Annotated in this window: 18 protein-coding genes and 1 pseudogene; 15 read left to right on the forward strand and 4 right to left on the reverse strand. The window is 60.4% G+C overall.

Annotation, left to right across the window (positions count from 1 at the left end; genetic code table 11):
* Nucleotides 1–440: 440 nt before the first annotated feature.
* The 3 genes from ACZRN6_RS30590 to ppnP all read left to right on the forward strand — a co-directional run bounded on the left by ACZRN6_RS30590 (nucleotide 441) and on the right by ppnP (nucleotide 3,321).
* The gene (locus ACZRN6_RS30590; protein WP_464009585.1) at nucleotides 441–2,375 is read left to right on the forward strand and encodes an acetyl/propionyl/methylcrotonyl-CoA carboxylase subunit alpha; all 1,935 of its coding nucleotides are present in this window, start codon (nucleotides 441–443) and stop codon (nucleotides 2,373–2,375) included.
* A gap of 71 nt (nucleotides 2,376–2,446) precedes the next feature.
* The gene (locus ACZRN6_RS30595) at nucleotides 2,447–2,989 is read left to right on the forward strand and encodes a 3'-5' exonuclease (RefSeq protein WP_322146322.1); all 543 of its coding nucleotides are present in this window, start codon (nucleotides 2,447–2,449) and stop codon (nucleotides 2,987–2,989) included.
* A gap of 47 nt (nucleotides 2,990–3,036) precedes the next feature.
* A complete protein-coding gene (gene ppnP, locus ACZRN6_RS30600; protein WP_322146323.1) occupies nucleotides 3,037–3,321 on the forward strand; it encodes a pyrimidine/purine nucleoside phosphorylase in 285 nt (94 codons plus the stop codon).
* A gap of 64 nt (nucleotides 3,322–3,385) precedes the next feature.
* On the opposite strand, the gene ACZRN6_RS30605 is transcribed toward ppnP, so the two are convergent.
* Together ACZRN6_RS30605 and ACZRN6_RS30610 are read right to left on the reverse strand one after the other, a co-directional pair.
* The gene (locus ACZRN6_RS30605; RefSeq protein WP_322146324.1) at nucleotides 3,386–4,192 is read right to left on the reverse strand and encodes an MOSC domain-containing protein; all 807 of its coding nucleotides are present in this window, start codon (nucleotides 4,190–4,192) and stop codon (nucleotides 3,386–3,388) included.
* Between the two features lie 39 nt (nucleotides 4,193–4,231).
* A complete protein-coding gene (locus ACZRN6_RS30610; protein ID WP_003219769.1) occupies nucleotides 4,232–5,167 on the reverse strand; it encodes a chemotaxis protein CheV in 936 nt (311 codons plus the stop codon).
* 551 nt (nucleotides 5,168–5,718) lie between these two features.
* Between ACZRN6_RS30610 and ACZRN6_RS30615 the strand changes: the two genes are divergently transcribed.
* The 3 genes from ACZRN6_RS30615 (at nucleotide 5,719) to ACZRN6_RS30625 (ending at nucleotide 8,033) form a co-directional block, all read left to right on the forward strand.
* The gene (locus tag ACZRN6_RS30615) at nucleotides 5,719–6,165 is read left to right on the forward strand and encodes a hypothetical protein (protein WP_322148725.1); all 447 of its coding nucleotides are present in this window, start codon (nucleotides 5,719–5,721) and stop codon (nucleotides 6,163–6,165) included.
* Nucleotides 6,166–6,483: 318 nt separating this feature from the next.
* The gene (locus ACZRN6_RS30620; protein ID WP_464009586.1) at nucleotides 6,484–7,377 is read left to right on the forward strand and encodes a sensor histidine kinase; all 894 of its coding nucleotides are present in this window, start codon (nucleotides 6,484–6,486) and stop codon (nucleotides 7,375–7,377) included.
* Nucleotides 7,374–8,033: a response regulator transcription factor gene (locus ACZRN6_RS30625; RefSeq protein ID WP_322148726.1), complete on the forward strand. Its 660-nt coding sequence runs from the start codon at nucleotides 7,374–7,376 to the stop codon at nucleotides 8,031–8,033. Before ACZRN6_RS30620 ends, ACZRN6_RS30625 begins: the two co-directional genes overlap by 4 nt.
* On the opposite strand, the pseudogene yegS reads toward ACZRN6_RS30625, so the two are convergent.
* Nucleotides 7,995–8,919 (reverse strand): annotated as a pseudogene (gene yegS / locus ACZRN6_RS30630) (lipid kinase YegS); the annotation flags it as partial. The gene ACZRN6_RS30625 and the pseudogene yegS overlap by 39 nt on opposite strands.
* 178 nt (nucleotides 8,920–9,097) lie before the next feature.
* Here yegS and ACZRN6_RS30635 point away from each other — a divergent pair.
* From ACZRN6_RS30635 to ACZRN6_RS30645, 3 genes are all read left to right on the forward strand, one after another.
* A complete protein-coding gene (locus tag ACZRN6_RS30635; RefSeq protein WP_464009587.1) occupies nucleotides 9,098–9,274 on the forward strand; it encodes a hypothetical protein in 177 nt (58 codons plus the stop codon).
* A gap of 72 nt (nucleotides 9,275–9,346) precedes the next feature.
* Nucleotides 9,347–11,506 carry a mechanosensitive ion channel family protein gene (locus ACZRN6_RS30640; RefSeq protein ID WP_464009588.1) on the forward strand — a complete coding sequence of 720 codons (2,160 nt, stop codon included), beginning with the start codon at nucleotides 9,347–9,349 and terminating at the stop codon, nucleotides 11,504–11,506.
* A 51-nt stretch (nucleotides 11,507–11,557) separates the two neighbouring features.
* A complete protein-coding gene (locus ACZRN6_RS30645) occupies nucleotides 11,558–12,904 on the forward strand; it encodes an amidohydrolase (RefSeq protein ID WP_322146328.1) in 1,347 nt (448 codons plus the stop codon).
* Nucleotides 12,905–13,441: 537 nt separating this feature from the next.
* On the opposite strand, the gene ACZRN6_RS30650 is transcribed toward ACZRN6_RS30645, so the two are convergent.
* Nucleotides 13,442–14,155, reverse strand: coding sequence for a UTRA domain-containing protein (locus ACZRN6_RS30650; RefSeq protein ID WP_322146329.1), 714 nt, complete (start codon nucleotides 14,153–14,155; stop codon nucleotides 13,442–13,444).
* Between the two features lie 351 nt (nucleotides 14,156–14,506).
* Here ACZRN6_RS30650 and ACZRN6_RS30655 point away from each other — a divergent pair, with 351 nt between their 5' ends.
* From ACZRN6_RS30655 to ACZRN6_RS30680, 6 genes are all read left to right on the forward strand, one after another.
* Nucleotides 14,507–15,574: an ABC transporter substrate-binding protein gene (locus ACZRN6_RS30655; RefSeq protein WP_322146330.1), complete on the forward strand. Its 1,068-nt coding sequence runs from the start codon at nucleotides 14,507–14,509 to the stop codon at nucleotides 15,572–15,574.
* Nucleotides 15,575–15,738: 164 nt separating this feature from the next.
* A complete protein-coding gene (locus ACZRN6_RS30660; protein ID WP_322146331.1) occupies nucleotides 15,739–16,545 on the forward strand; it encodes an alkaline phosphatase family protein in 807 nt (268 codons plus the stop codon).
* Complete coding sequence (locus ACZRN6_RS30665) at nucleotides 16,542–17,387, forward strand: ABC transporter permease (protein WP_088427195.1); 846 nt, start codon at nucleotides 16,542–16,544, stop codon at nucleotides 17,385–17,387. The genes ACZRN6_RS30660 and ACZRN6_RS30665 overlap by 4 nt, the downstream gene beginning before the upstream one ends.
* Entirely contained in the window at nucleotides 17,374–18,174 is an 801-nt protein-coding gene (locus ACZRN6_RS30670) for an ABC transporter permease (RefSeq protein ID WP_088427194.1), read from the forward strand. Before ACZRN6_RS30665 ends, ACZRN6_RS30670 begins: the two co-directional genes overlap by 14 nt.
* A complete protein-coding gene (locus tag ACZRN6_RS30675) occupies nucleotides 18,171–19,160 on the forward strand; it encodes an ABC transporter ATP-binding protein (RefSeq protein ID WP_322146333.1) in 990 nt (329 codons plus the stop codon). The genes ACZRN6_RS30670 and ACZRN6_RS30675 overlap by 4 nt, the downstream gene beginning before the upstream one ends.
* Before the next feature lie 42 nt (nucleotides 19,161–19,202).
* Entirely contained in the window at nucleotides 19,203–19,856 is a 654-nt protein-coding gene (locus tag ACZRN6_RS30680; protein WP_464009589.1) for an HAD family hydrolase, read from the forward strand.
* Nucleotides 19,857–20,007: the final 151 nt, after the last annotated feature.

Consider the following 20,007-nt stretch of genomic DNA (forward strand, 5'->3'; position numbering starts at 1 on the left):
AAATGTAGGAGCTGGCTTGCCTGCGATGGCATCGCCGCGGGGTGTCTGAAAGGCCGAGTTGCCTGCATCGCCGGCAAGCCAGCTCCTACAGATTTTGATCTGGCTTTTAACACTCAGGTCGGCTTTCAGGCCGCCGTGCTCTTGCTCTTGATCTTGATCTGACTGCCCCATTCAGCCCGAGGCCGAACGCAGGGATTGAGGAGCGGGTAAACCGGCAGGACGCCGGTTTAGCCGCGACGGGCCAGGGACGGGCCGTCGCGGCGGCCCGCGGAGCAATTCCGGAGTGAGGGAACACCGAGCCTAGGCGAGGTGCCGACAGGCGGGGCAGAGCGTTTTGGTTACTTTTGCGCTTTTCAAAAGTGACCCGCTGTAAGAGCGGAACCATAAGCAGCCGTTACCAAAAAAACGGATATGTACCCGACAAGCCAAGGGACACCACCATGCCGATGTTCAACAAAATCCTCATAGCCAACCGTGGCGAAATCGCCTGCCGCATCCAGCGCACCGCCCAATCCCTGGGCTACCGCACAGTAGCGGTCTATAGCGCCCCCGACGCCAACAGCCTGCACGTCCAGATGGCCGACGAAGCCATCAACATCGGCCCCGCCCCGGTCAACCAGTCCTACCTCAACATCGAAGCCATCCTCGACGCAGCCCACCGCACCGGCGCCGACGCCATCCACCCCGGCTACGGCTTCCTCTCCGAAAACCCCGACTTCGCCCGCGCCTGCGCCAAAGCCAGCCTGACCTTCATCGGCCCCAGCCCCGAAGCCATCGAACTGATGGGCAGCAAACGCCTATCAAAAATCGCCATGCTCAACGCCGGCGTCCCCTGCATCAAAGGCTACCAAGGCCAAGACCAGGACGACCAAACCCTGCAACAACAAGCCACCCACATCGGCTACCCACTGATGATCAAGGCCAGCGCCGGCGGCGGCGGTCGCGGCATGCGCCTGGTCCACAGCCCCGACACCCTGCTAGAACACCTGCGCACCGCCCGCTCCGAAGCACAAAACGCCTTCGGCAGCGCCGAACTCATCCTCGAACATGCCCTGATCGCCCCCCGCCACGTCGAAATCCAACTGTTCGGCGACACCCACGGCAACCTGATCTACCTCGGCGAACGCGACTGCTCGATCCAGCGCCGCCATCAAAAAATCATCGAAGAAGCCCCCTGCCCCATCATGACCTTTGAGCTGCGCCAAGCCATGGGCGAAGCCGCCCTCAAGGCCGCCCGCGCCGTCAATTACGTCGGCGCCGGCACCGTCGAATTCCTGCTCGACCGCAACGGCGACTTCTACTTCCTGGAAATGAACACCCGCCTGCAAGTCGAACACCCGGTCACCGAGCTGATCACCGGCCTCGACCTCGTCGCCTGGCAACTGCACATCGCCGCCGGCCAGCCCCTGCCCCTGCGCCAGGAACAAGTGACCCTCAGCGGCCACGCCATGGAAGTGCGCCTGTACGCCGAAGACCCGGCCCAGGGCTTCCTGCCGCAAACCGGCGACGTGTTGCGCTGGGAACCGACTGCCCGAGTGCGCATCGATCATGGCGTGCTGGAAGGCCAGCGCATCACCCCGTTCTACGACCCGATGCTGGGCAAGATCATCGCCCACGGCGCCACCCGCGAAGAGGCCCGGCGCAAGCTGGTCAGGGCCGTGGAAGACTGCGTGCTGCTCGGCGTCGCCACCAACCAGCGCCTGCTGGCCAGCTTGCTCAAGCATCCGCAATTCATCGCGGGCGACTTCAGTACCGGCTTTATCGCCGAACACTTCAGCGACATTCCACCTACCAACGCGACCCACAATGAACTGGCACTGGCCGCCGCGATGTTTTATCAACACAGCGCCAATGCTCACCCCACGCCGCTCTCTGGCTGGCGTAACAACGCCAGCGTGCCATGGACCTACCAATTGGCCGAACAGGATGAGCCCCGGGCAATCAGCCTCAGTGTGCTGGCAGACAATTGCCTGCAAATCGAGATTGATCAGCAGGCCATCGAGGTCCGCGACCTCACCAGCGACGGCCGCTGGGCCACAGCCGTGGTCAACGGCATCCGCCGCCGTATCGCCTACCACCTGCAAGGAACTCGTTGCTGGCTGCCCGGCGTGTGCATCACCAACCAAACCCAAGCCGTTGCCACCCGCCAGGCCGAGGCCAGCAACGGCACCGTCAAGGCGCCGATGGACGGCGCGATTGTCGAGGTACGGGTCAGCGAAGGTGATTCGGTCAGCCAGGGTCAGCTATTGCTGGTGCTGGAAGCGATGAAAATGGAGCACCCACTCAAGGCCGGCATGAGTGGCGTGGTCAAGCGAATCCAGGCGGTTGCAGGCGATCAGGTCAGGAACCGTCAGATTTTGCTGGAGATCGAGTAAGCCCTGGGCGGAACTAGCAGGCTTGGCTACGCTCTATCCCCATCAGGACGGGAAGAGTACGGGAACCTGCGATGCCTCATTGGCTGATTATTGATCTTGAAGCCACAACGGATGAAGGCGGCTGGCCCGTGACCGAGATGGAAGTCATCGAAATCGGTGTGAGCCTGGTTAACCGCCAGGGCCGTGAGCTGGACCATTTCCAGCGTTTTGTACGGCCGTTGCGCCGGCCATTGCTGACGCCGTTCTGCCGCCAGCTGACCCACATCACCCAGGCTAATATCGACGCTGCCGCGCCGTTGACTGAGGTGTGGCCGCTGTTCGAACGCTGGCTCGGGCAACACCAGGCTCGCCTTGAGGGCTGGGCGAGCTGGGGTGACTACGACCGCCAGCAACTGGAGCTGGAGTGGCAGCGCCATGGCTTGAGCAGCGTGCTGGGCCAGACGCCCCACGTGAACCTCAAGCAGCGCTTCGCCAAGGCCCGGCGCCTGGACAAGCCGCTGGGGCTCAACGGCGCGCTGCAACTGGCCGGGATGCAGTTCCATGGCCAGCAGCATCGGGCGCTCGAAGATGCGCGCAATACCGCACGGCTGCTGCCGTTGATTTTGCCCGTGTAGAAGGCATACTGGCCGACCTTTCTTGACCCTTTTCCGAGGATTCGCCCATGTTTAAAGTCAACGAGTACTTCGACGGCACCGTCAAGTCGATCGCTTTCGGCACTGCAGAAGGTCCGGCGACCGTCGGTGTCATGGCCCCGGGCGAATACGAGTTCGGCACCGCCCAGCGTGAAATCATGCACGTGGTATCAGGCGCGCTGACCGTCAAGCTGCCAGACAGCGCGGACTGGGAAACCTTCGAAGCCGGCAGCCAGTTCAACGTGCCTGCCAACAGCAAGTTCCAGCTGAAAGTAGCCGTCGACACGGCTTACCTGTGCGAATACCGCGGCTGATCTTTCGATAGCCGAAAAAAATGCCCGTCTCTCGCGAGACGGGCATTTTTCATTTCAGGGCCGATTACTCGAGAATCGTCACCGGCATGCCGACTTCCAGGCGCCCCACACCGTCGTTGACCAGGTTCTGCCCGAACATCACATCGCCCTCTTGCTCGCGATAGGTCTTGAGCGTGGCCAGCGGTTCGCGGTCGGCACTGCGTTCGCCGCTCGCCGGATCAATGGTGGTCAGGATGCAACGTGAGCAGGACTTGACCACACGAAACTCGACGTCGCCAATCCGCACCCGTTTCCAGCCGTCCTCGGCAAACGCTTCGCTGCCCTCGATCACCAGGTTGGGACGAAAACGCAGCATTTCCATGGGGCGACCGACGCGTTGGGACAGGTCATCCAGGGACGCTTGGCCGATCAGCAACAGTGGAAAACCATCGGCAAACGCGACCTTGTCATCATCCTTGCCATAACCGGCCTCGGTGGTACGTGCACGCGCCAGCGGCACTTGCACCAGACGCGTGGGTTTGCCGATGAATTCGCTGAGCCAGGCGCCCGCCGCATCACCGGCATCCGGCACACGCAGGGTGTCGCGCCAGATAGTCACGCCGCGCAACTCGGCATCGTCGCCGGGCAGTGGCACGTCGAGGGCAGGCTGCCCTTCGGCGCTCAGGGTCAGGCCGCCGGCGCTGTTCCATAACGCCGACAGCTGGCTCATTTTGGCCACGGCGCGCTGGGTCAGGAAACGCCCGCTGGCCTCGTCCACCAACATCCAGCGTCGATCCCCGTCGAGCCCAAGTGTATCCAGGGCGATCTGCTGCAAGGGTTCACCCTTGCCGGACTTCAAGGGGTATCGGTACAACGCGCTGAGACGAAGCATGGGCCTGCATTCCTGAGGGGCAAAGCCGCCACCCTAAGCTCAAGCCGGTACTTCGTCCAGCATCAAGCGTTGACGAACCACGTCCACCAACTTGTCGGGCTGGAACTTGGAGAGGAAGTTGTCGCACCCGACCTTCTTCACCATCGAATCGTTGAAGCTGCCGGACAACGAGGTGTGCAGTACGACGTAGAGGCCACGCAGGCGCGGGTCATTGCGAATTTCGGTGGTCAGGCGGTAGCCGTCCATCTCGGGCATTTCGGCGTCGGTGAAGATCATCAACAGTTTGTCGGTCATCACCTGGCCGCTGTCGGCCCAAGCCTTGAGCATGTTCAGGGCCTTGAGGCCATCGCTGGCAATGTGCATCTTCACCCCCAGTTGGCCGAGGGTGTCACGCAGTTGCGAAAGGGCCACGTTGGAGTCATCCACCAGCAGCACTTCTCGGCCACGGGCGCGCTCCAGCACCGGGTCTTCGAGTTTCTCGCGGGAGACCTTGGCGTTGTACGGCACGATTTCGGCGAGGACTTTTTCCACGTCGATGATTTCCACCAACTGGTCGTCGACCTTGCTGATGGCCGTCAGGTAATGCTGGCGCCCGGCACTGGCCGGTGGTGGCAGGATCGCTTCCCAGTTCATGTTGACGATGCGGTCGACGCCGCCCACCAGGAATGCCTGCACCGAGCGGTTGTATTCGGTGACGATAATGGTGCTGTTAGGCCCCGGAATCAGCGGGCGCATGCCAATCGCCTGGGACAGGTCGATCACCGGCAACGTCTGGCCACGCAGGTTGACCACGCCGCAGACAAAGGGATGCCGCTGGGGCATCAGGGTCAACTTGGGCAGTTGCAGCACTTCCTGCACCTTGAACACGTTGATCGCGAACAACTGCCGCCCGGCCAGGCGAAACATGAGGATCTCCAGGCGATTCTCGCCCACCAATTGTGTGCGTTGATCTACCGTGTCGAGAATGCCGGCCATTAAAGACTCCTGGGTTTAGCGGATGGATAGTGCTGGTCACTGAAGGAGGTTATCGGCGGCAAACGCCGGACCTTGACCCCCGCTAAAATGCCATGTAAATCCATTGATGTCACACTGACATCATGCTTTACTGAGCTTGCTTCAACGCAAGGCCCATCACCACCGCCGCGTGACCACAAAGTCAGCGCGAGGTTCCCCCATGTAAGGGATTCCCCTACCCACAATCAGGATCAACCTGATATTCGCGATATCTAATAGCCATTAATGTGACGCCATTCTCATTGCATGAATGGAGTCAGGCTTTTGTTTGCTATCGCAAGCCCACGGCCCACGGGTCGTCCAAAGACTTACGTCTTGGCAACCGAAGAAGTTGTGCGAATGCCCTTGAGGAATGTGAGGGTGCCGGACGAACGCAGCGATCAATCAAATAAAAGTCCTACTGAAAAGTCGGAAGCAGACTACAGATATTCGTCATATTTCAGCGGTACTTTTAAGCCATTGACCAGGTGCAACATCTCATTATCCGACCGTATGTTGTGGAGACTTGCATGATGAACGACGGCAAAGAGTGGCAACTTGCACTTCCCGAGTTCCTCCTTGAGGCACAAATGCTGCTGGACAAATCCCAGGAGTGCTTGAGCCACCTGCATCTGATCCGCAACGACAGCGACGCCGTCGATTGCATGAAAAGCAGCCTGATCAAGCTTGCGGAAAAGTCCGACGCCTTGGCCCTGCGGGCGATCAGCGAGTTTTCACGGCATGTGCAGTACTTGATCAGCAATGCCGCCAGCCCCCTGCAATTGCATGATCAGGCACTGGATGCGCTGAATGCCTGCCTGACCTTACTGGCCTGGCAACTGGAGTTGATCGATGCAAAAACCGGCAAGCTCGGCCTGGATGAAACCGAACAAACCGCGTTAATTGCCACGGTCGTCCAACACATCCCGCAAAGCGACTTCGGTTATAAGCGACAGCACCGCGTGCCTTACGCCATTTGAGTATTCTTCGCATCCAATCAGAGAAATGTCGTATTCAATTGCCGCCTTATCCAAAAACGACAGCCACAACTAATCCTGCCTGACGTCGTCGTTAGCAAAAAATATCAATAAGCCACTAACGACAATACCGATACAAAAAGACTTCAATGATACAACTTCCCCACTATTTGAACTCCTGGACTACCTCCCGGGGCACTGCCGTGATTAATACTACTCATCAGGCTCGGCGCCAGGCGACCAACGGTAATAGTGGTGGTACCATGCCCCGCTCGAAGTGACTCAACTTCATGATGCATATAAACGTGAAATGCGCCTCCTATGTACGCCAGCCTGAAGTCACTCATCGCAAGGTCCGTGTCCCGAAGCAATGCACGCTGGATGACGCTCGCGCTATGCCTGTGCGCATGCCTGTTCAGCCTGTGGGGTTATGCACACTCGGCCAATATTCCTCTCATCCTGCTGCTGTTGAACCTGGCCATCTTGTCGGTGGTAGGCCTGCAACAGTGGCGCTCACGCAAATCCATCAAGTTCCAGCCCCAGGAGTTGGCCGACCGCCTGTTGCAGGTTCAGGAAAACGAGCGTCATCGCCTGAGCCGCGAACTGCACGACGATATTGGCCAATTGTTGACCGCCGCCAAGCTGCAAAGTGAGTGGCTCAAACGCCGCCTGCCGGCAGACCTGCAAGGCCATTGTTCAGTACTGTGTAACACCTTGAACGAAACCCTGGCCAAGGTGCAGGACGTGTCGGCCATCCTCAACCCCCGGCAGTTGGCGAGCCTGGGGCTGGAGGCGAGCCTGCGGGCGCACCTGCTCAAGGCCCTGGAAAACACCCGGGTGAGCTGGAGCCTGGAATGCCATCAAAGGCTGACGGGCATCCCGGAAGAGATGGCCGTTGCGGCTTTTCGCATTACCCAGGAAGCCGTCACCAATATGCTGCGCCATGCCCAGGCACATAACCTGCTGGTGCGCCTGCAACGCCTGCCCGAAGGCCTGTCACTGTTTATCAGCGATGACGGCCGGGGCTTTTCACCCGCCATCAACCCCGCCCTGGAAGGCCAACGGGGCATGGCCGGGATGTCCGAGCGAATTGATCAACTGGGAGGCACGTTGTCCGTCAATAGCCAGCCCGGCTTTGGGACAAGGATCGAAGCGCTTTTCCCCTGGGCGCCCCGCGCCCTCGAACGGGCCAACCCCCATAAGGTTCTAGAGTGACGTGCAACTTACTCCTGGTGGATGACCACTCCCTGATCAGGGCCGGCGTGCGCGCGCTGGTCATGGATATTCCCGGCTACGCAGTGGTCGGCGAAGCCAGCGATGGTGCCCAGCTGCTGGAGCGATTCGACGCGCTGCAACCGGACATCGTACTGCTCGACCTGTCGATGAAGCACACCGGCGGGCTCGATGCGCTCAAGTCTCTCAAGCGCGCCCATCCCAAGAGCAAAGTGCTGATCCTGTCGATGCACACCGACCCGGAACTGATCATGTGCGCCCTGGAATCCGGCGCTCATGGCTACCTGCTCAAGGACACCACCGCCAATGAGCTGGAACAGGCGCTGCTGGCCTTGCGCAACAACGAACGCTACCTGAGCCCGGCCATCGCCCACACGGTGATCAACCAGGCGCTGGTGCGCAATCAGGCCCAGGCCAACCCGCGGCCTCACAACCACAACCTGACGGCACGCCAGTTGGAAATCCTGCGCCTGATCGTGCGCGGCAAGTCCACCCGGGAAATCGCCAATGGCCTGGGCTTGAGCATCAAGACCGTGGAAGCCCACCGCTCGCAAATCATGAAGCGCCTGCAGATTTTCGACGTGGCAGGCCTGGTGTTGTTCGCCGTGCGCGAACACATCATCAGCCTGGACGATTAGCCAGCAACGGCGAATCCGCCGGCAGGTGCACCCGCAGCGCCTGGGGCAAGGCAGCAAAGTGCAGGTCGTCACCCTGCAGCGGCTCGCCATCCAGGTTGATCGCCAGCCCTTCGGCGACCTTGATTTCGACCCACGGCAAACGCGCCCGCACAAACATGTTGTCCAGGCCCCAGCCATCCGTCATCAGGTTGCGCAGGGTGCCGACCACCTCCTGTGGGGCTGGCAGGATGCTGATGTCCAGCAATCCATCATCGGCCAGGGCGCCGGGGCACAACACATGGCCCCCGCCGGCCTGGCGCCCGTTGCCGATGCCCAATGCCAGCAACTCGCCGCGCCAGTGAAAGTCGGGGCCCTGCAACTCAGCGTAGGCCGCGCGCAATTCGCTGAAGCGTGACAGGCCGGTAAACAAATACGCTGCGCCACCGAGGACCTTCTTCAGGTCTTCGGAGGTATTGGCGGTGACCTGGCTGCCAAAACCGCCGGTGGCCATATTAAGGAAGATCTGCCCGCCCACCTCGCCCAAGTCGATAGCACGCGCCGGCACGTCCAGCAGCTCCAGAGCCAGCTCAGGCTCCAGCGGCACGCCGGCGGCGCGGGCAAAATCGTTGGCGGTACCCAGCGGCATCAGCACCAGGCTGGCGTCGGTGTTGGCCCGGGCCATGGCCTCGGCCACATCCCGCAACGTGCCATCTCCGCCGCCGGCAATCAACCGGGTGTAGCCATCGGCCAGGGCTTGATCGACAAACCGCTGGGCATCGCCTCCCTCCCACGTCACCCGAACAGCCAATTCCCAACCCTGGTCGCGCTTGCCCTGCACCGCCGCCCGCACCTGCTCATTGAGGGCTTGCTTGCCGTGCAGAATCAACAGTGCCTTGGGTGTGCTCATGGATGAATGCTCCTGGGTTTAAAGGTTCCTGATGGATGTGGACCATGGCCAATCGAAAAAAAGCCATCGGCGTTGGAAATTAGCCGGGCCGTTGTAGCGTTTCTGACACCGATCAACTCGCATTTTGCGAAATCCGCCTAGACTTGCACCCATTCCCATCCGACAAGGCCGTCGTCCCATGATCACCATGTCCGCCTTCCACTCCATGCTCATCCCCATCCTGATCGGCATGATCCTCCTGGCCATAGGCTTCAACTTTCGCGACAAAGGCATTGGCGTGTTCGGCATGTGCATCGGCATGCTGCTGATCCTCGGCACCGTGGTGTACAAGATCCTCGCCAAACTCGCCGAATGACAATCCCACTCGCATTGCACATGACGGCCTCGTACACTCGGTCAATTCGTCGTTTTTAAGGTTGACCGCCTCGTGCTTGCCCGTCTGTTTGCCCTGCCCTGCTGCCTGTTTATCTGCCTGCTGACCCTGCTGCCCATGGCGCCTGCCCACGCCGTGAGCCTGCCGGGCCTGCTGGGCAGCACCAACAAACCCCAGCCGCAAGCCGACGTCCCGCTGGGCCAGTCGCTGGACGAGGTGATCAAGACCCTGGAAAACGACCAGCAGCGCACCAAGCTGCTCAACGACCTGAAAAAACTCCGCGAAACCACGCAAAAGGCCCAGCCCGCCGCTGAACTGGGTGTACTGGGTTTGATCGGTGGCACCCTGTCGAGCCTTGAGCAACAGTTTTCGGGTGCCGACAGCCCGATCAATCGCTGGTCCAGCGAGTTCGACCAGGCCAAGGATGAACTCACCGCCCTGATGCTGCCCGCCAGTGAATGGCTGCCGATCATCTTTGCCTTTGCCATGATCCTGATGCTCTGGAGCCTTTTGGCCGCTGTGCTGATCTGGCTCAGTCACCGGGTGCGCGAACGCTTCGGCCTCACCGAGGAACTGCCCCAACACCCCAAGACCTGGGACCTGCTGCGCTTTGCCTTGCGCAAACTCGGGCCATGGCTGATTGCGTTGGTCATCACTGTGTACATGAGTTACGCGCTGCCCTCCTCCCTGGGCAAGTCCCTGGCGATGGTGCTGGCCTACGCGCTGGTGGTGGGCACCTGTTTCTCGGCGATCTGCGTGGTCGCGTTCTCCGTGCTCGACGGCCCGCACCGCCACCGCGCGCTGTACATCCTGCGGCACCAGGCCTTTCGCCCGCTGTGGTTGATCGGCAGCTTTGCCGCCTTTGGCGAAGCCGTCAGCGACCCGCGCCTGGCCGAGAGCCTGGGCCAGCACCTGTCCCATGTCGCCGCGACCATCGCCAATGTGATGGCCGCGCTGTCCACCGGCGTGTTCATCCTGCGTTTCCGCCGGCCCATCGCACACCTGATCCGCAACCAGCCGCTGTCGCGCCGCCTGACCCGCCGCGCCCTGAGCGACACCATCGAAATCGTCGGCACCTTCTGGTACCTGCCGGCATTGCTGCTGGTGGGCATCTCGCTGTTCGCCACTTTCGTCTCCGCCGGCGACACCAGCACCGCCCTGCGCCAATCATTGTTGTGCACGGTATTGCTGGTGTTGTGCATGGTGATCAACGGCCTGGTGCGCCGCCATTCACTCAAGCCCCAGCGTGGGCACAAACGCCATGCGCTGTACTCCGACCGCCTGAAAAGCTTCGTCTACACCCTCGCCCACCTCGTGGTGTGGCTGGTGTTTATCGAACTGGGCCTGCGGGTCTGGGGCCTGTCGCTGATCCGCTTTACCGAAGGCGACGGCCATGAAATCAGCGTCAAGCTGTTCGGCCTCGCCGGCACCTTGCTGTTCGCCTGGCTGATCTGGATCCTCAGCGACACCGCTATCCACCACGCCCTCACCCGCTCGCGCAAAGGCCTGGCCAATGCGCGTGCGCAGACCATGATGCCGTTGATTCGCAACGTGCTGTTCGTGACTATCTTCATCATCGCCGCCATCGTCGCCCTGGCGAACATGGGCATGAACGTCACCCCGCTGCTGGCCGGTGCCGGTGTGATCGGCCTGGCAATCGGCTTTGGTGCGCAGTCATTGGTGGCGGACTTGATCACCGGCCTGTTCATCATTATCGAAGACTCCCTGGCCATTGATGACTACGTGGATGTCGGCGGCCACCTGGGCACGGTCGAAGGCTTGACCATCCGTACCGTGCGCCTGCGCGACATCGACGGCATCGTGCACACGATCCCGTTCAGTGAAATCAAAAGCATCAAGAACTACTCCCGGGAATTCGGCTATGCGATCTTCCGGGTGGCGATTCCGTACAACATGGAAATCGACGACGCCATCAAGCTGATGCGCGACGTCGGGCAAAAGATGCGCAACGACCCGTTGCAGCGGCGCAACATCTGGTCGCCGCTGGAGATTCAGGGTGTAGAGAGTTTTGAGTCCGGCAGTGCGATCCTTCGCGCCCGTTTCAAGACCGCTCCGATCAAGCAGTGGGAGGTTTCGCGGGCGTTCAACCTGTCGCTCAAGCGTCACCTGGATGAGGCCGGGCTGGACCTGGCCACCCCGCGCTTGAGCGTGCAAGTGGTGACGGCGGCGGGAGGCGTGCAAGAGAAAGAATAAGCGCTGCCCGGACGACGTCAGGATCAACAACAATAAACATGGAGAGTCCTTATGCGTTTAACCGGTCTTACACACCAATGGGTATTCGGCCTGCTGTGCGGTGTCGCCAGCAGCGCGGTCATCGCCGCCAGCAGCGGCCAGGACAGTGCCCGTGAAGCAATCGCCGCCCAGGCCAAAGTGCTGGAGCCGGCCTTGCTGGAAACCCGGCGCGACATCCACGCCCATCCGGAACTGGGCAACACCGAACATCGCACTGCGGAGCTTGTGGCCAAGCAACTGCGGGAGATGGGGCTTGAGGTCAAGACCGGCGTCGCCCGCACCGGCGTCGTCGCCATCCTCAAGGGCGCCCTGCCCGGCCCGACCGTGGCCCTGCGCGCCGACATGGATGCGCTGCCGGTCAAAGAAGTGTCCGGCCTGCCCTTCGCCTCGAAGGCCAAGGGTGTGTACCTCGATAAAGAAGTCGACGTGATGCACGCCTGCGGCCACGACGCCCACACCGCCATCCTGCTCAGTACAGCGAAAATCCTGACTGGCATGCGTGATCGTCTGCCGGGGACCGTGGTGTTTTATTTCCAGCCGGCGGAAGAAGGCCCGAGCGACTTTATCCCCGACGGTAAAAACACCTGGGGCGCGAAGATGATGGTGCAGGAAGGGGTAATGAAATCGCCCAAGCCGGATGCGGTGTTTGGCCTTCATGTTTGGGCTGGAGTGCCTGCGGGGCAGATCGCATATCGGCCAGGTCCGACGTTGGCCAGCTCGGATGACCTGCGGATCAAGATCCTGGGCAAGCAGACGCATGCCGGGCGGCCGTGGGATGGCATCGACCCGATTACCGTGGGGGCGCAGGCCATCGTGGGGTTGCAGACGGTGGTCAGCCGGCGTACGGATATTTCTTCGTTTCCGGCGGTGGTGAGTATTGGCACCATCAATGGGGGGACGCGGTACAACATCATTCCTGAGTCGGTGGATATGAGTGGGACCATTCGGTCCTACGACTATGGCATTCGCCAGAAGCTGCATGCGGATGTGCGCCAGACCGTCGAGAAAATTGCCGAAAGTGGAGGGGCGAAGGCTGAGGTTACGATCATCGAGAAGTATGACCCGACCATTAATAACCCGGCGCTGACCGAGAAGATGCTGCCGAGTTTGCGTTGGGCGGCGAATGGCGATGTGGTCAACGCTCCGCTGGTGGGTGGGGCTGAGGACTTCTCGTTTTATGCCAAGGAAGCGCCCGGGTTATTTGTGTTTTTGGGGGTGACGCCGCGGGATCAGGAGATGAGCAAGGCGGCGCCGAATCATAACCCGGGGTTCTTTGTGGACGAGTCGGCGTTGGTGGTTGGGGTTCGGACGCTGGCTTCGTTGGCGACGGATTATTTGTATGCCAATGCTGCGGATTGAGGGCCTATCCGCTATTCAGGTAACGGCCTCGTAGGGTTCCGCTCTCACCCTCAGCTTAATCTCAGCTCAAGACACAAGCGGGCTTGCTCGCGAAGATCGTTAACGATGACGCGGGCGTCCTGAATGAACGCGGCGTTCTCAGGTTATTCGCCGGCAAGCCGGCTCCTACAGAAAAGCGGCTCTGCTTTCGCTCTGGCTTTTAACACTCAGGTCGGCTTTCAGGCCGCCGTGCCCTTGATCTTGCTTGTGATCTTGATCTAACTGCCCCATTCAGCCCGAGGCCGAACGCAGGGATTGAGGAGCGGGTAAACCGGCAGGACGCCGGTTTAGCCGCGACGGGCCAGGGACGGGCCGTCGCGGCGGCCCGCGGAGCAATCCCGGAGAGAGGGAACGCCGAGCCAAAGCGAGGCGCCGACAGGCGGGGCAGAGCGTTTTGGTTACTTTGCCGCTTTTGCAAAGTGACTCGCTGTAAGAGCGAAACCCTAAGTGGCCGTTACCTGAATAACGGATATGTACACACCCAAAAGCGTCAAAGCGTCAAACCACATCCACCCCAACATGAATCGCATCATGCCGCCAAAACTCCAGATCACAATCAATCAACCGCTCATGCTGATCATAATTAACCCGAGCAATCCGCAACCCCGGGCTCCCCACCGACACCCTCAACGCCGCCGCCGCCTCAACCTGCAGTGACGTCGGCACAATCTCAAACCGCACCCGCCCGTAGTGCAAGTCATACACCCGCGCATACAACTCCGTAATCGACTGATTAAAATCGCACTCCAGAATCCCCGGAAAATACTGCGGATTCAGATAGTGCTCCACATACAACACCAGCCGCCCATCAATCCTGCGCCCCCGGCAAATCTGAATCACACTGGACAACGCCGGCAACTGCAACCACGCACACACCGCCGCCGACGCCGGCTGCAACCGCGCCGAAATCACCTCGGTCGACGGCACACGCCCCTGCGCACTCACCATCGCGTGAAAGTGACTGCGCTGCATCAGGTTATAGGCAAGCCTGGGCGGCGACACAAACCACCCCCGCCGCTCCTCGCGGTAAATCTGCCCTTGGGCCTCAAGTTGTAACAAGGCTTCCCGCACCGTGATCCGGGTGGTACCAAACAACTCGCTCAACTTGCGCTCGGCCGGCAGCTTACTGGCAGGCGCCAACAACCCGTGGTCAATCTGCTCTTGCAGCGCCAGGCCAATGGTTGTCACCGCTTTGGTTGCCTCATCACGCATCAACGTTACCTATCTGGACTAGACCAGCACTATTCAGGTGCACAAAACGCCCTCTAAACGCGCCTCTGCCGTTGCGTGCAAGCCTATGCAATGCACATGACCGACAGATGACAGCGCCGCGCGACTTCCTGCTACAAGGCCTGCAATACATCGGCCAAGTCCAAGGCTTCCGGGCGGTTGCGCATGGTCTACGCTTACCCGGCGAGCCCCCGTCCAGGCCAACAAAAAACGACATCGACATGAAACTGTCATCCACCGCGCCTAAATTGGCTCGTGTATTGCTGACCTAGACCAACACCACCGCAATCGTTCATAAAAACGCAGCGTTGAAAACGCCCAAAGGAGCTTCGGATGAAACAGCTTTTCCTGGCATCACTGTTAGGCTCGACCATTGCCATGTGCACCGCCGCCATGGCTGCTGATACCGATTTGAAAACGCTCGAAGCCGCCGCGAAAGCGGAAGGCGCTGTCAACAGCGTCGGCATGCCCGATGACTGGGCCAACTGGAAAGGCACCTGGGACGACCTGGCCAAGACCTACGGCCTCAAGCACATCGACACCGACATGAGCTCGGCCCAGGAAGTCGCCAAGTTTGCAGCAGAAAAAGACAACGCCAGCGCCGACATCGGCGACGTCGGTGCAGCCTTCGGCCCGATCGCGGTAAAACAGGGCGTGACCCAACCCTACAAACCGACTACCTGGGCACAAGTGCCGGATTGGGCGAAAGACAAAGACGGTAACTGGGCCCTGGCCTACACCGGCACCATCGCGTTTATCGTCAACAAAAAGCTGCTGCACGGCTCCGACGCCCCAAAAAGCTGGGCAGACCTGAAGACCGGTAAATACAAGGTCTCCATTGGTGACGTGAGCACCGCCGCCCAGGCTGCCAACGGCGTACTCGCCGCAGCACTGGCCAACGGTGGCGACGAGAAGAACATTCAGCCTGCGCTGTTGATGTTCGCCGACATCGCCAAGCAAGGCCGCCTGTCGCTGGCCAACCCGACCATCGCCACCATGGAAAAAGGTGAAGTTGAAGTGGGCGTGGTCTGGGACTTCAATGGCCTGAGCTACAAAGCCAAGATGGCCAACCCGGATGACTACGTGGTGCTGATCCCGTCGGACGGCTCGGTGATTTCCGGCTACACCACCATCATCAACAAATACGCCAAGCACCCGAACGCCGCCAAGCTGACCCGCGAATACATCTTCAGCGACGCCGGCCAGACCAACCTGGCGCGAGGCAATGCGCGGCCGATTCGTGCCGAGCACCTGACCTTGCCAGCCGACGTGCAGGCCAAGCTGCTGCCTAACGAGCAGTACAAGAAAGTAACCCCGATCAAAGACGCCGATGCCTGGGAGAAGACCTCCAAGGCACTGCCGCAGAAGTGGCAGGAAGAAGTCATCATCAATATGCAATAAGAACGCGGCCAGTGTAGGAGCTGGCTTGCCTGCGATAACGGTATGACATTCAGCAGTATTGTCGACTGACACACCGCTATCGCAGGCACGCCAGCTCCCACATTTGATCGGTGTTCCAACCAAAAAACCGAATCACGCCTATTTGTTGCGGAGCCCCAGCCCCTATGAAGCACAACGTCATCCTTGTCGTGCTCGACGGCCTGAATTACGAGGTTGCCCGACACGCCATGGGGCACTTGCAGGCCTATGTCGGCGCAGGACGCGCAGCACTGTACAAACTGGAATGTGAACTGCCGGCCCTGTCCCGGCCACTGTACGAATGCATCCTCACCGGCGTTGCGCCGATCGAGAGCGGCATCGTCCACAACAACGTCTCGCGACTGTCCAACCAGCGCAGCATTTTCCATTACGCCACCGACGCAGGCTTATCCACAGCGGCGGCGGCTTATCACTGGGTCAGCGAGTTGTATAACCGCAGCCCCTTCATTGCCGCCCGGGATCGTCATACCAACGACCCGGCGCTGGCGATCCAGCACGGGCATTTCTACTGGAATGACCATTACCCGGACTCGCACCTGTTTGCCGATGCCGAGAGCCTGCGCCTGAAACACGCGCCGAACTTCCTGGTGGTGCACCCGATGAACATCGACGACGCCGGCCACAAGCACGGCCTCGACACCCCGCAGTACCGCAACAGCGCACGCTCGGCCGACATCATCCTCGCCGACTACCTGCAAGGCTGGCTCGACGCCGGCTACCAGGTGCTGGTGACGGCCGACCACGGCATGAACAACGACCGCTCCCACAACGGCCTGTTGCCGGAAGAACGGGAAGTGCCGCTGTTTGTGCTCGGTGATGCCTTCAGCTTCGACACCCACGCCACGCCCAAACAAACCGAATTGTGCGGCACCGTCTGCGAACTGCTGGGCGTGCCCCACGACAAACCTGTATGCCGGGAGCTGTTGAAGTGAATTCAGTGATCCGCGGCAAATGGCTGGCTGCCTTGTGCCTGGTGCCCTTCGCCCTCTTCTTTATCGTGTTCGAGATCGCCCCGCTGGTGTGGGTGATGATCAGCAGCGTTCAGTCGGAAGAGTTCGGCTGGGGCTTTGCCAACTTCAGCAAGATCTTCAGTTCGAAGTTCTACCTGCAGGCAATCCAGTACAGCCTGGAGATCAGCTTCTACTCCAGCGTGTTCGGGATCATCATCGCGGTGCTGGGCAGTTATTCGCTGCGTCGGGTAGACGGGCCACTGCGCAACTTCGTGACTGCCTTCGCCAACATGACCAGCAACTTTGCCGGCGTGCCGTTGGCCTTCGCCTTCATCATCTTGCTGGGCTTTAACGGCAGCATCACCATCATGCTCAAGCAGGCGGGGATCATTCAGGACTTCAACCTGTATTCCAAGACCGGCCTGATCATCCTTTATACCTACTTCCAGATTCCCCTCGGCGTGCTGCTGCTCTACCCGGCCTTTGACGCATTGCGTGAAGACTGGCGCGAGTCGGCTTCATTGCTCGGTGCCGACGGTTGGCAGTACTGGCGGCATATCGGCTTGCCGGTGCTGACCCCGGCGCTGCTGGGCACCTTCGTGATTCTGCTGGCCAACGCCCTGGGTGCCTACGCCACGGTGTATGCACTGACCACCGGCAACTTCAACGTACTGCCGATCCGCATCGCGGCGATGGTCTCCGGCGATATCTCCCTGGACCCGAACATGGCCAGCGCGCTGGCCGTGGTGCTGGTGGCGCTGATGACCGTGGTGACCGTGGTCCATCAACTGCTGCTCAAGAGGAGCTACCATGTCTCGCGCTGAACCTGGCTCGGCCGCCCTCTACCATCGCGTAGTGGTGTACCTGTTGTTTGCGATCCTGGTACTGCCGTTGCTCGGCACCCTGGTCTACTCCATCGCCAGCAGTTGGTCGGCGACCATCCTGCCGTCCGGTTTTACCTTCAAGTGGTATATCCAGCTGTGGAGTGACCCGCGTTTTCTGAACGCGTTCGGCCAATCGTTGCTGGTGTGCGTGGGTGCGCTGATTTTGTCGGTGGTGCTGATCCTGCCGCTGCTGTTTGTGGTGCATTACCACTTTCCGAAACTCGACGCGCTGATGAACATCTTGATCCTGCTGCCCTTCGCGGTGCCGCCGGTGGTGTCGTCGGTGGGGCTGTTGCAGCTCTATGGCTCGGGGCCGTTTGCGATGGTGGGCACGCCGTGGATCCTGATCGGTTGCTACTTCACCGTGGCGCTGCCGTTCATGTACCGGGCAATCACCAACAACCTGCAAGCGATCAACCTGCGCGACCTGATGGACGCCTCCCAATTGCTCGGCGCCAGCACCTTCCAGGCAGCGTTCCTGGTGGTGCTGCCCAACCTGCGCAAGGGCCTGATGGTCGCGTTGCTGCTGTCGTTCTCGTTCCTGTTCGGCGAGTTCGTATTCGCCAACATCCTGGTGGGCACCCGGTACGAAACACTGCAGGTGTACCTCAACAATATGCGTAACAGCAGCGGCCACTTCACCAGTGCCCTGGTGATCTCCTATTTCTTCTTCGTGCTGGTGCTGACCTGGGCCGCCAACATCTTGAACAAGGACAAAAGCCAATGAGCTTCGTCAGCGTCCAACACCTGCAAAAAGGCTACGCCGGCACGCCGGTATTCAGCGACATCAACTGCGAAATCGCCAAGGGCGAGTTCGTCACCCTGCTCGGTCCATCGGGCTGCGGCAAGTCGACCCTGCTGCGCTGCATCGCTGGCCTGACCTCGGTGGACAGCGGGAAAATCCTGCTGGATGGCCAGGACATCGTTCCGTTAAGCCCGCAAAAACGGCATATCGGCATGGTGTTCCAGAGCTACGCGCTGTTCCCCAACATGACCGTGGAACAGAACGTCGCCTTCGGCCTGCGCATGCAAAAGGTCAATGCCGACGACAGCCACAAACGCGTGCAGGAAGTGTTGCAACTGGTGGAGCTGAAAGAACTCGCCGGGCGCTACCCACACCAGATGTCCGGCGGCCAGTGCCAGCGTGTGGCCCTGGCTCGCTCCCTGGTGACCCGCCCGCGCCTGCTGTTACTCGATGAGCCACTGTCGGCCCTCGACGCGCGGATTCGCAAGCACCTGCGCGAACAGATCCGCCAGATCCAGCGCGAGTTGGGCTTGACCACCATTTTCGTGACCCATGATCAGGAAGAAGCCCTGACCATGTCCGACCGGATCTTCCTGATGAACCAGGGCAAGATCGTGCAGAGCGGCGATGCCGAGACCCTCTACACCGCGCCGGTCGACGTATTTGCCGCCGGTTTTATCGGCAACTACAACCTGCTGGATGCCGACAAGGCCAGCCAACTGCTGCAACGGCCAATCAGCAGCCGAATCGCGATACGCCCGGAATCCATCGAACTGAGCCGCAGCGGCGAGCTGGATGCACTGGTGCGCAGCCACAGCCTGCTGGGCAACGTGATTCGCTACCGCATCGAAGCGCGCGGCGTGGAGTTGGTGGTGGATGTACTTAACCGCTCGGCCGAGGATTTGCACCCTGACGGCGTGCGCCTGGCACTTTCCATCGATCCCAGTGCGCTATGTGAGGTAGCCTGAGGGCATCCCCGTTAGACGACTTGAGTTGAGGAAGCACGACTGATGGCTTTGGTAATTTTTGATCTGGACGACACCCTGATCCACGGTGACTGCGCCACCCTGTGGAGTGAGCAGATGGGCCGCCTGGGGTGGGTGGATGGCGAGTCGTTCATGCGCAAGAACAATGAACTGATGGCCGCTTACAGCCGTGGCGAACTGGCCATGGAAGACTACATGGACTTCAGCCTGGAGCCGATGATTGGCCGCACGCCGGAAGAAATCGAGCACCTTGTAGAACCGTGGGTGGAGGACGTTATCGAGCCGCTGATCTACAGCGAAGCCACGCGCACCATTGCCCGGCATCGCAAGAACGGTGACCGGATCCTGGTGATTTCGGCCTCGGGCACGCATCTGGTCAAGCCGATTGCGGCGCGTATCGGCATTGAAGAAGTGTTGGGGATCGAGTTGGATGTTGCTCATGGGGTGTACAGCGGCAAGACCATCGGTGTACTGACTTACCGTGAGGGCAAGATCACCCGCCTGATGGAATGGCTGGAGCAGGAAGGCGAGCACCTCGATGGGGCGTATTTCTATTCGGATTCGCGCAATGACTTGCCACTGTTGCTGAAGGTTGAGAACCCGCAGGTGGTGAATCCGGATCCTGTACTGCGTGTGCATGCTGAAAAGGCTGGGTGGCCGATTCATCATTGGGTCTGACCGTTTGCGCGGGGTTGGGCTGGGTGCATATCCGTTATTTAGGTAACGGCCGCTTAGGGTTCCGCTCTTACAGCGGGTCACTTTTGAAAAGCGCAAAAGTAACCAAAACGCTCTGCCCCGCCTGTCGGCACCTCGCCTAGGCTCGGTGTGC

Source organism: Pseudomonas sp. A125 (assembly GCF_055409485.1).

What these genes read in the sequence shown, in the direction of transcription:
- ACZRN6_RS30590 (WP_464009585.1), top strand. Translation starts at nt 441, where the DNA reads ATGCCGATGTTCAACAAAATCCTCATAGCCAACCGTGGCGAAATCGCC.
- ACZRN6_RS30605 (WP_322146324.1), bottom strand. Translation starts at nt 4,192, where the DNA reads ATGCTTCGTCTCAGCGCGTTGTACCGATACCCCTTGAAGTCCGGCAAG.
- ACZRN6_RS30670 (WP_088427194.1), top strand. Translation starts at nt 17,374, where the DNA reads ATGTCTCGCGCTGAACCTGGCTCGGCCGCCCTCTACCATCGCGTAGTG.
- ACZRN6_RS30610 (WP_003219769.1), bottom strand. Translation starts at nt 5,167, where the DNA reads ATGGCCGGCATTCTCGACACGGTAGATCAACGCACACAATTGGTGGGC.
- ACZRN6_RS30660 (WP_322146331.1), top strand. Translation starts at nt 15,739, where the DNA reads ATGAAGCACAACGTCATCCTTGTCGTGCTCGACGGCCTGAATTACGAG.
- ppnP (WP_322146323.1), top strand. Translation starts at nt 3,037, where the DNA reads ATGTTTAAAGTCAACGAGTACTTCGACGGCACCGTCAAGTCGATCGCT.
- ACZRN6_RS30635 (WP_464009587.1), top strand. Translation starts at nt 9,098, where the DNA reads ATGATCACCATGTCCGCCTTCCACTCCATGCTCATCCCCATCCTGATC.
- ACZRN6_RS30615 (WP_322148725.1), top strand. Translation starts at nt 5,719, where the DNA reads ATGAACGACGGCAAAGAGTGGCAACTTGCACTTCCCGAGTTCCTCCTT.
- ACZRN6_RS30680 (WP_464009589.1), top strand. Translation starts at nt 19,203, where the DNA reads ATGGCTTTGGTAATTTTTGATCTGGACGACACCCTGATCCACGGTGAC.
- ACZRN6_RS30620 (WP_464009586.1), top strand. Translation starts at nt 6,484, where the DNA reads ATGTACGCCAGCCTGAAGTCACTCATCGCAAGGTCCGTGTCCCGAAGC.
- ACZRN6_RS30595 (WP_322146322.1), top strand. Translation starts at nt 2,447, where the DNA reads ATGCCTCATTGGCTGATTATTGATCTTGAAGCCACAACGGATGAAGGC.
- ACZRN6_RS30655 (WP_322146330.1), top strand. Translation starts at nt 14,507, where the DNA reads ATGAAACAGCTTTTCCTGGCATCACTGTTAGGCTCGACCATTGCCATG.
- ACZRN6_RS30650 (WP_322146329.1), bottom strand. Translation starts at nt 14,155, where the DNA reads ATGCGTGATGAGGCAACCAAAGCGGTGACAACCATTGGCCTGGCGCTG.
- ACZRN6_RS30645 (WP_322146328.1), top strand. Translation starts at nt 11,558, where the DNA reads ATGCGTTTAACCGGTCTTACACACCAATGGGTATTCGGCCTGCTGTGC.
- ACZRN6_RS30675 (WP_322146333.1), top strand. Translation starts at nt 18,171, where the DNA reads ATGAGCTTCGTCAGCGTCCAACACCTGCAAAAAGGCTACGCCGGCACG.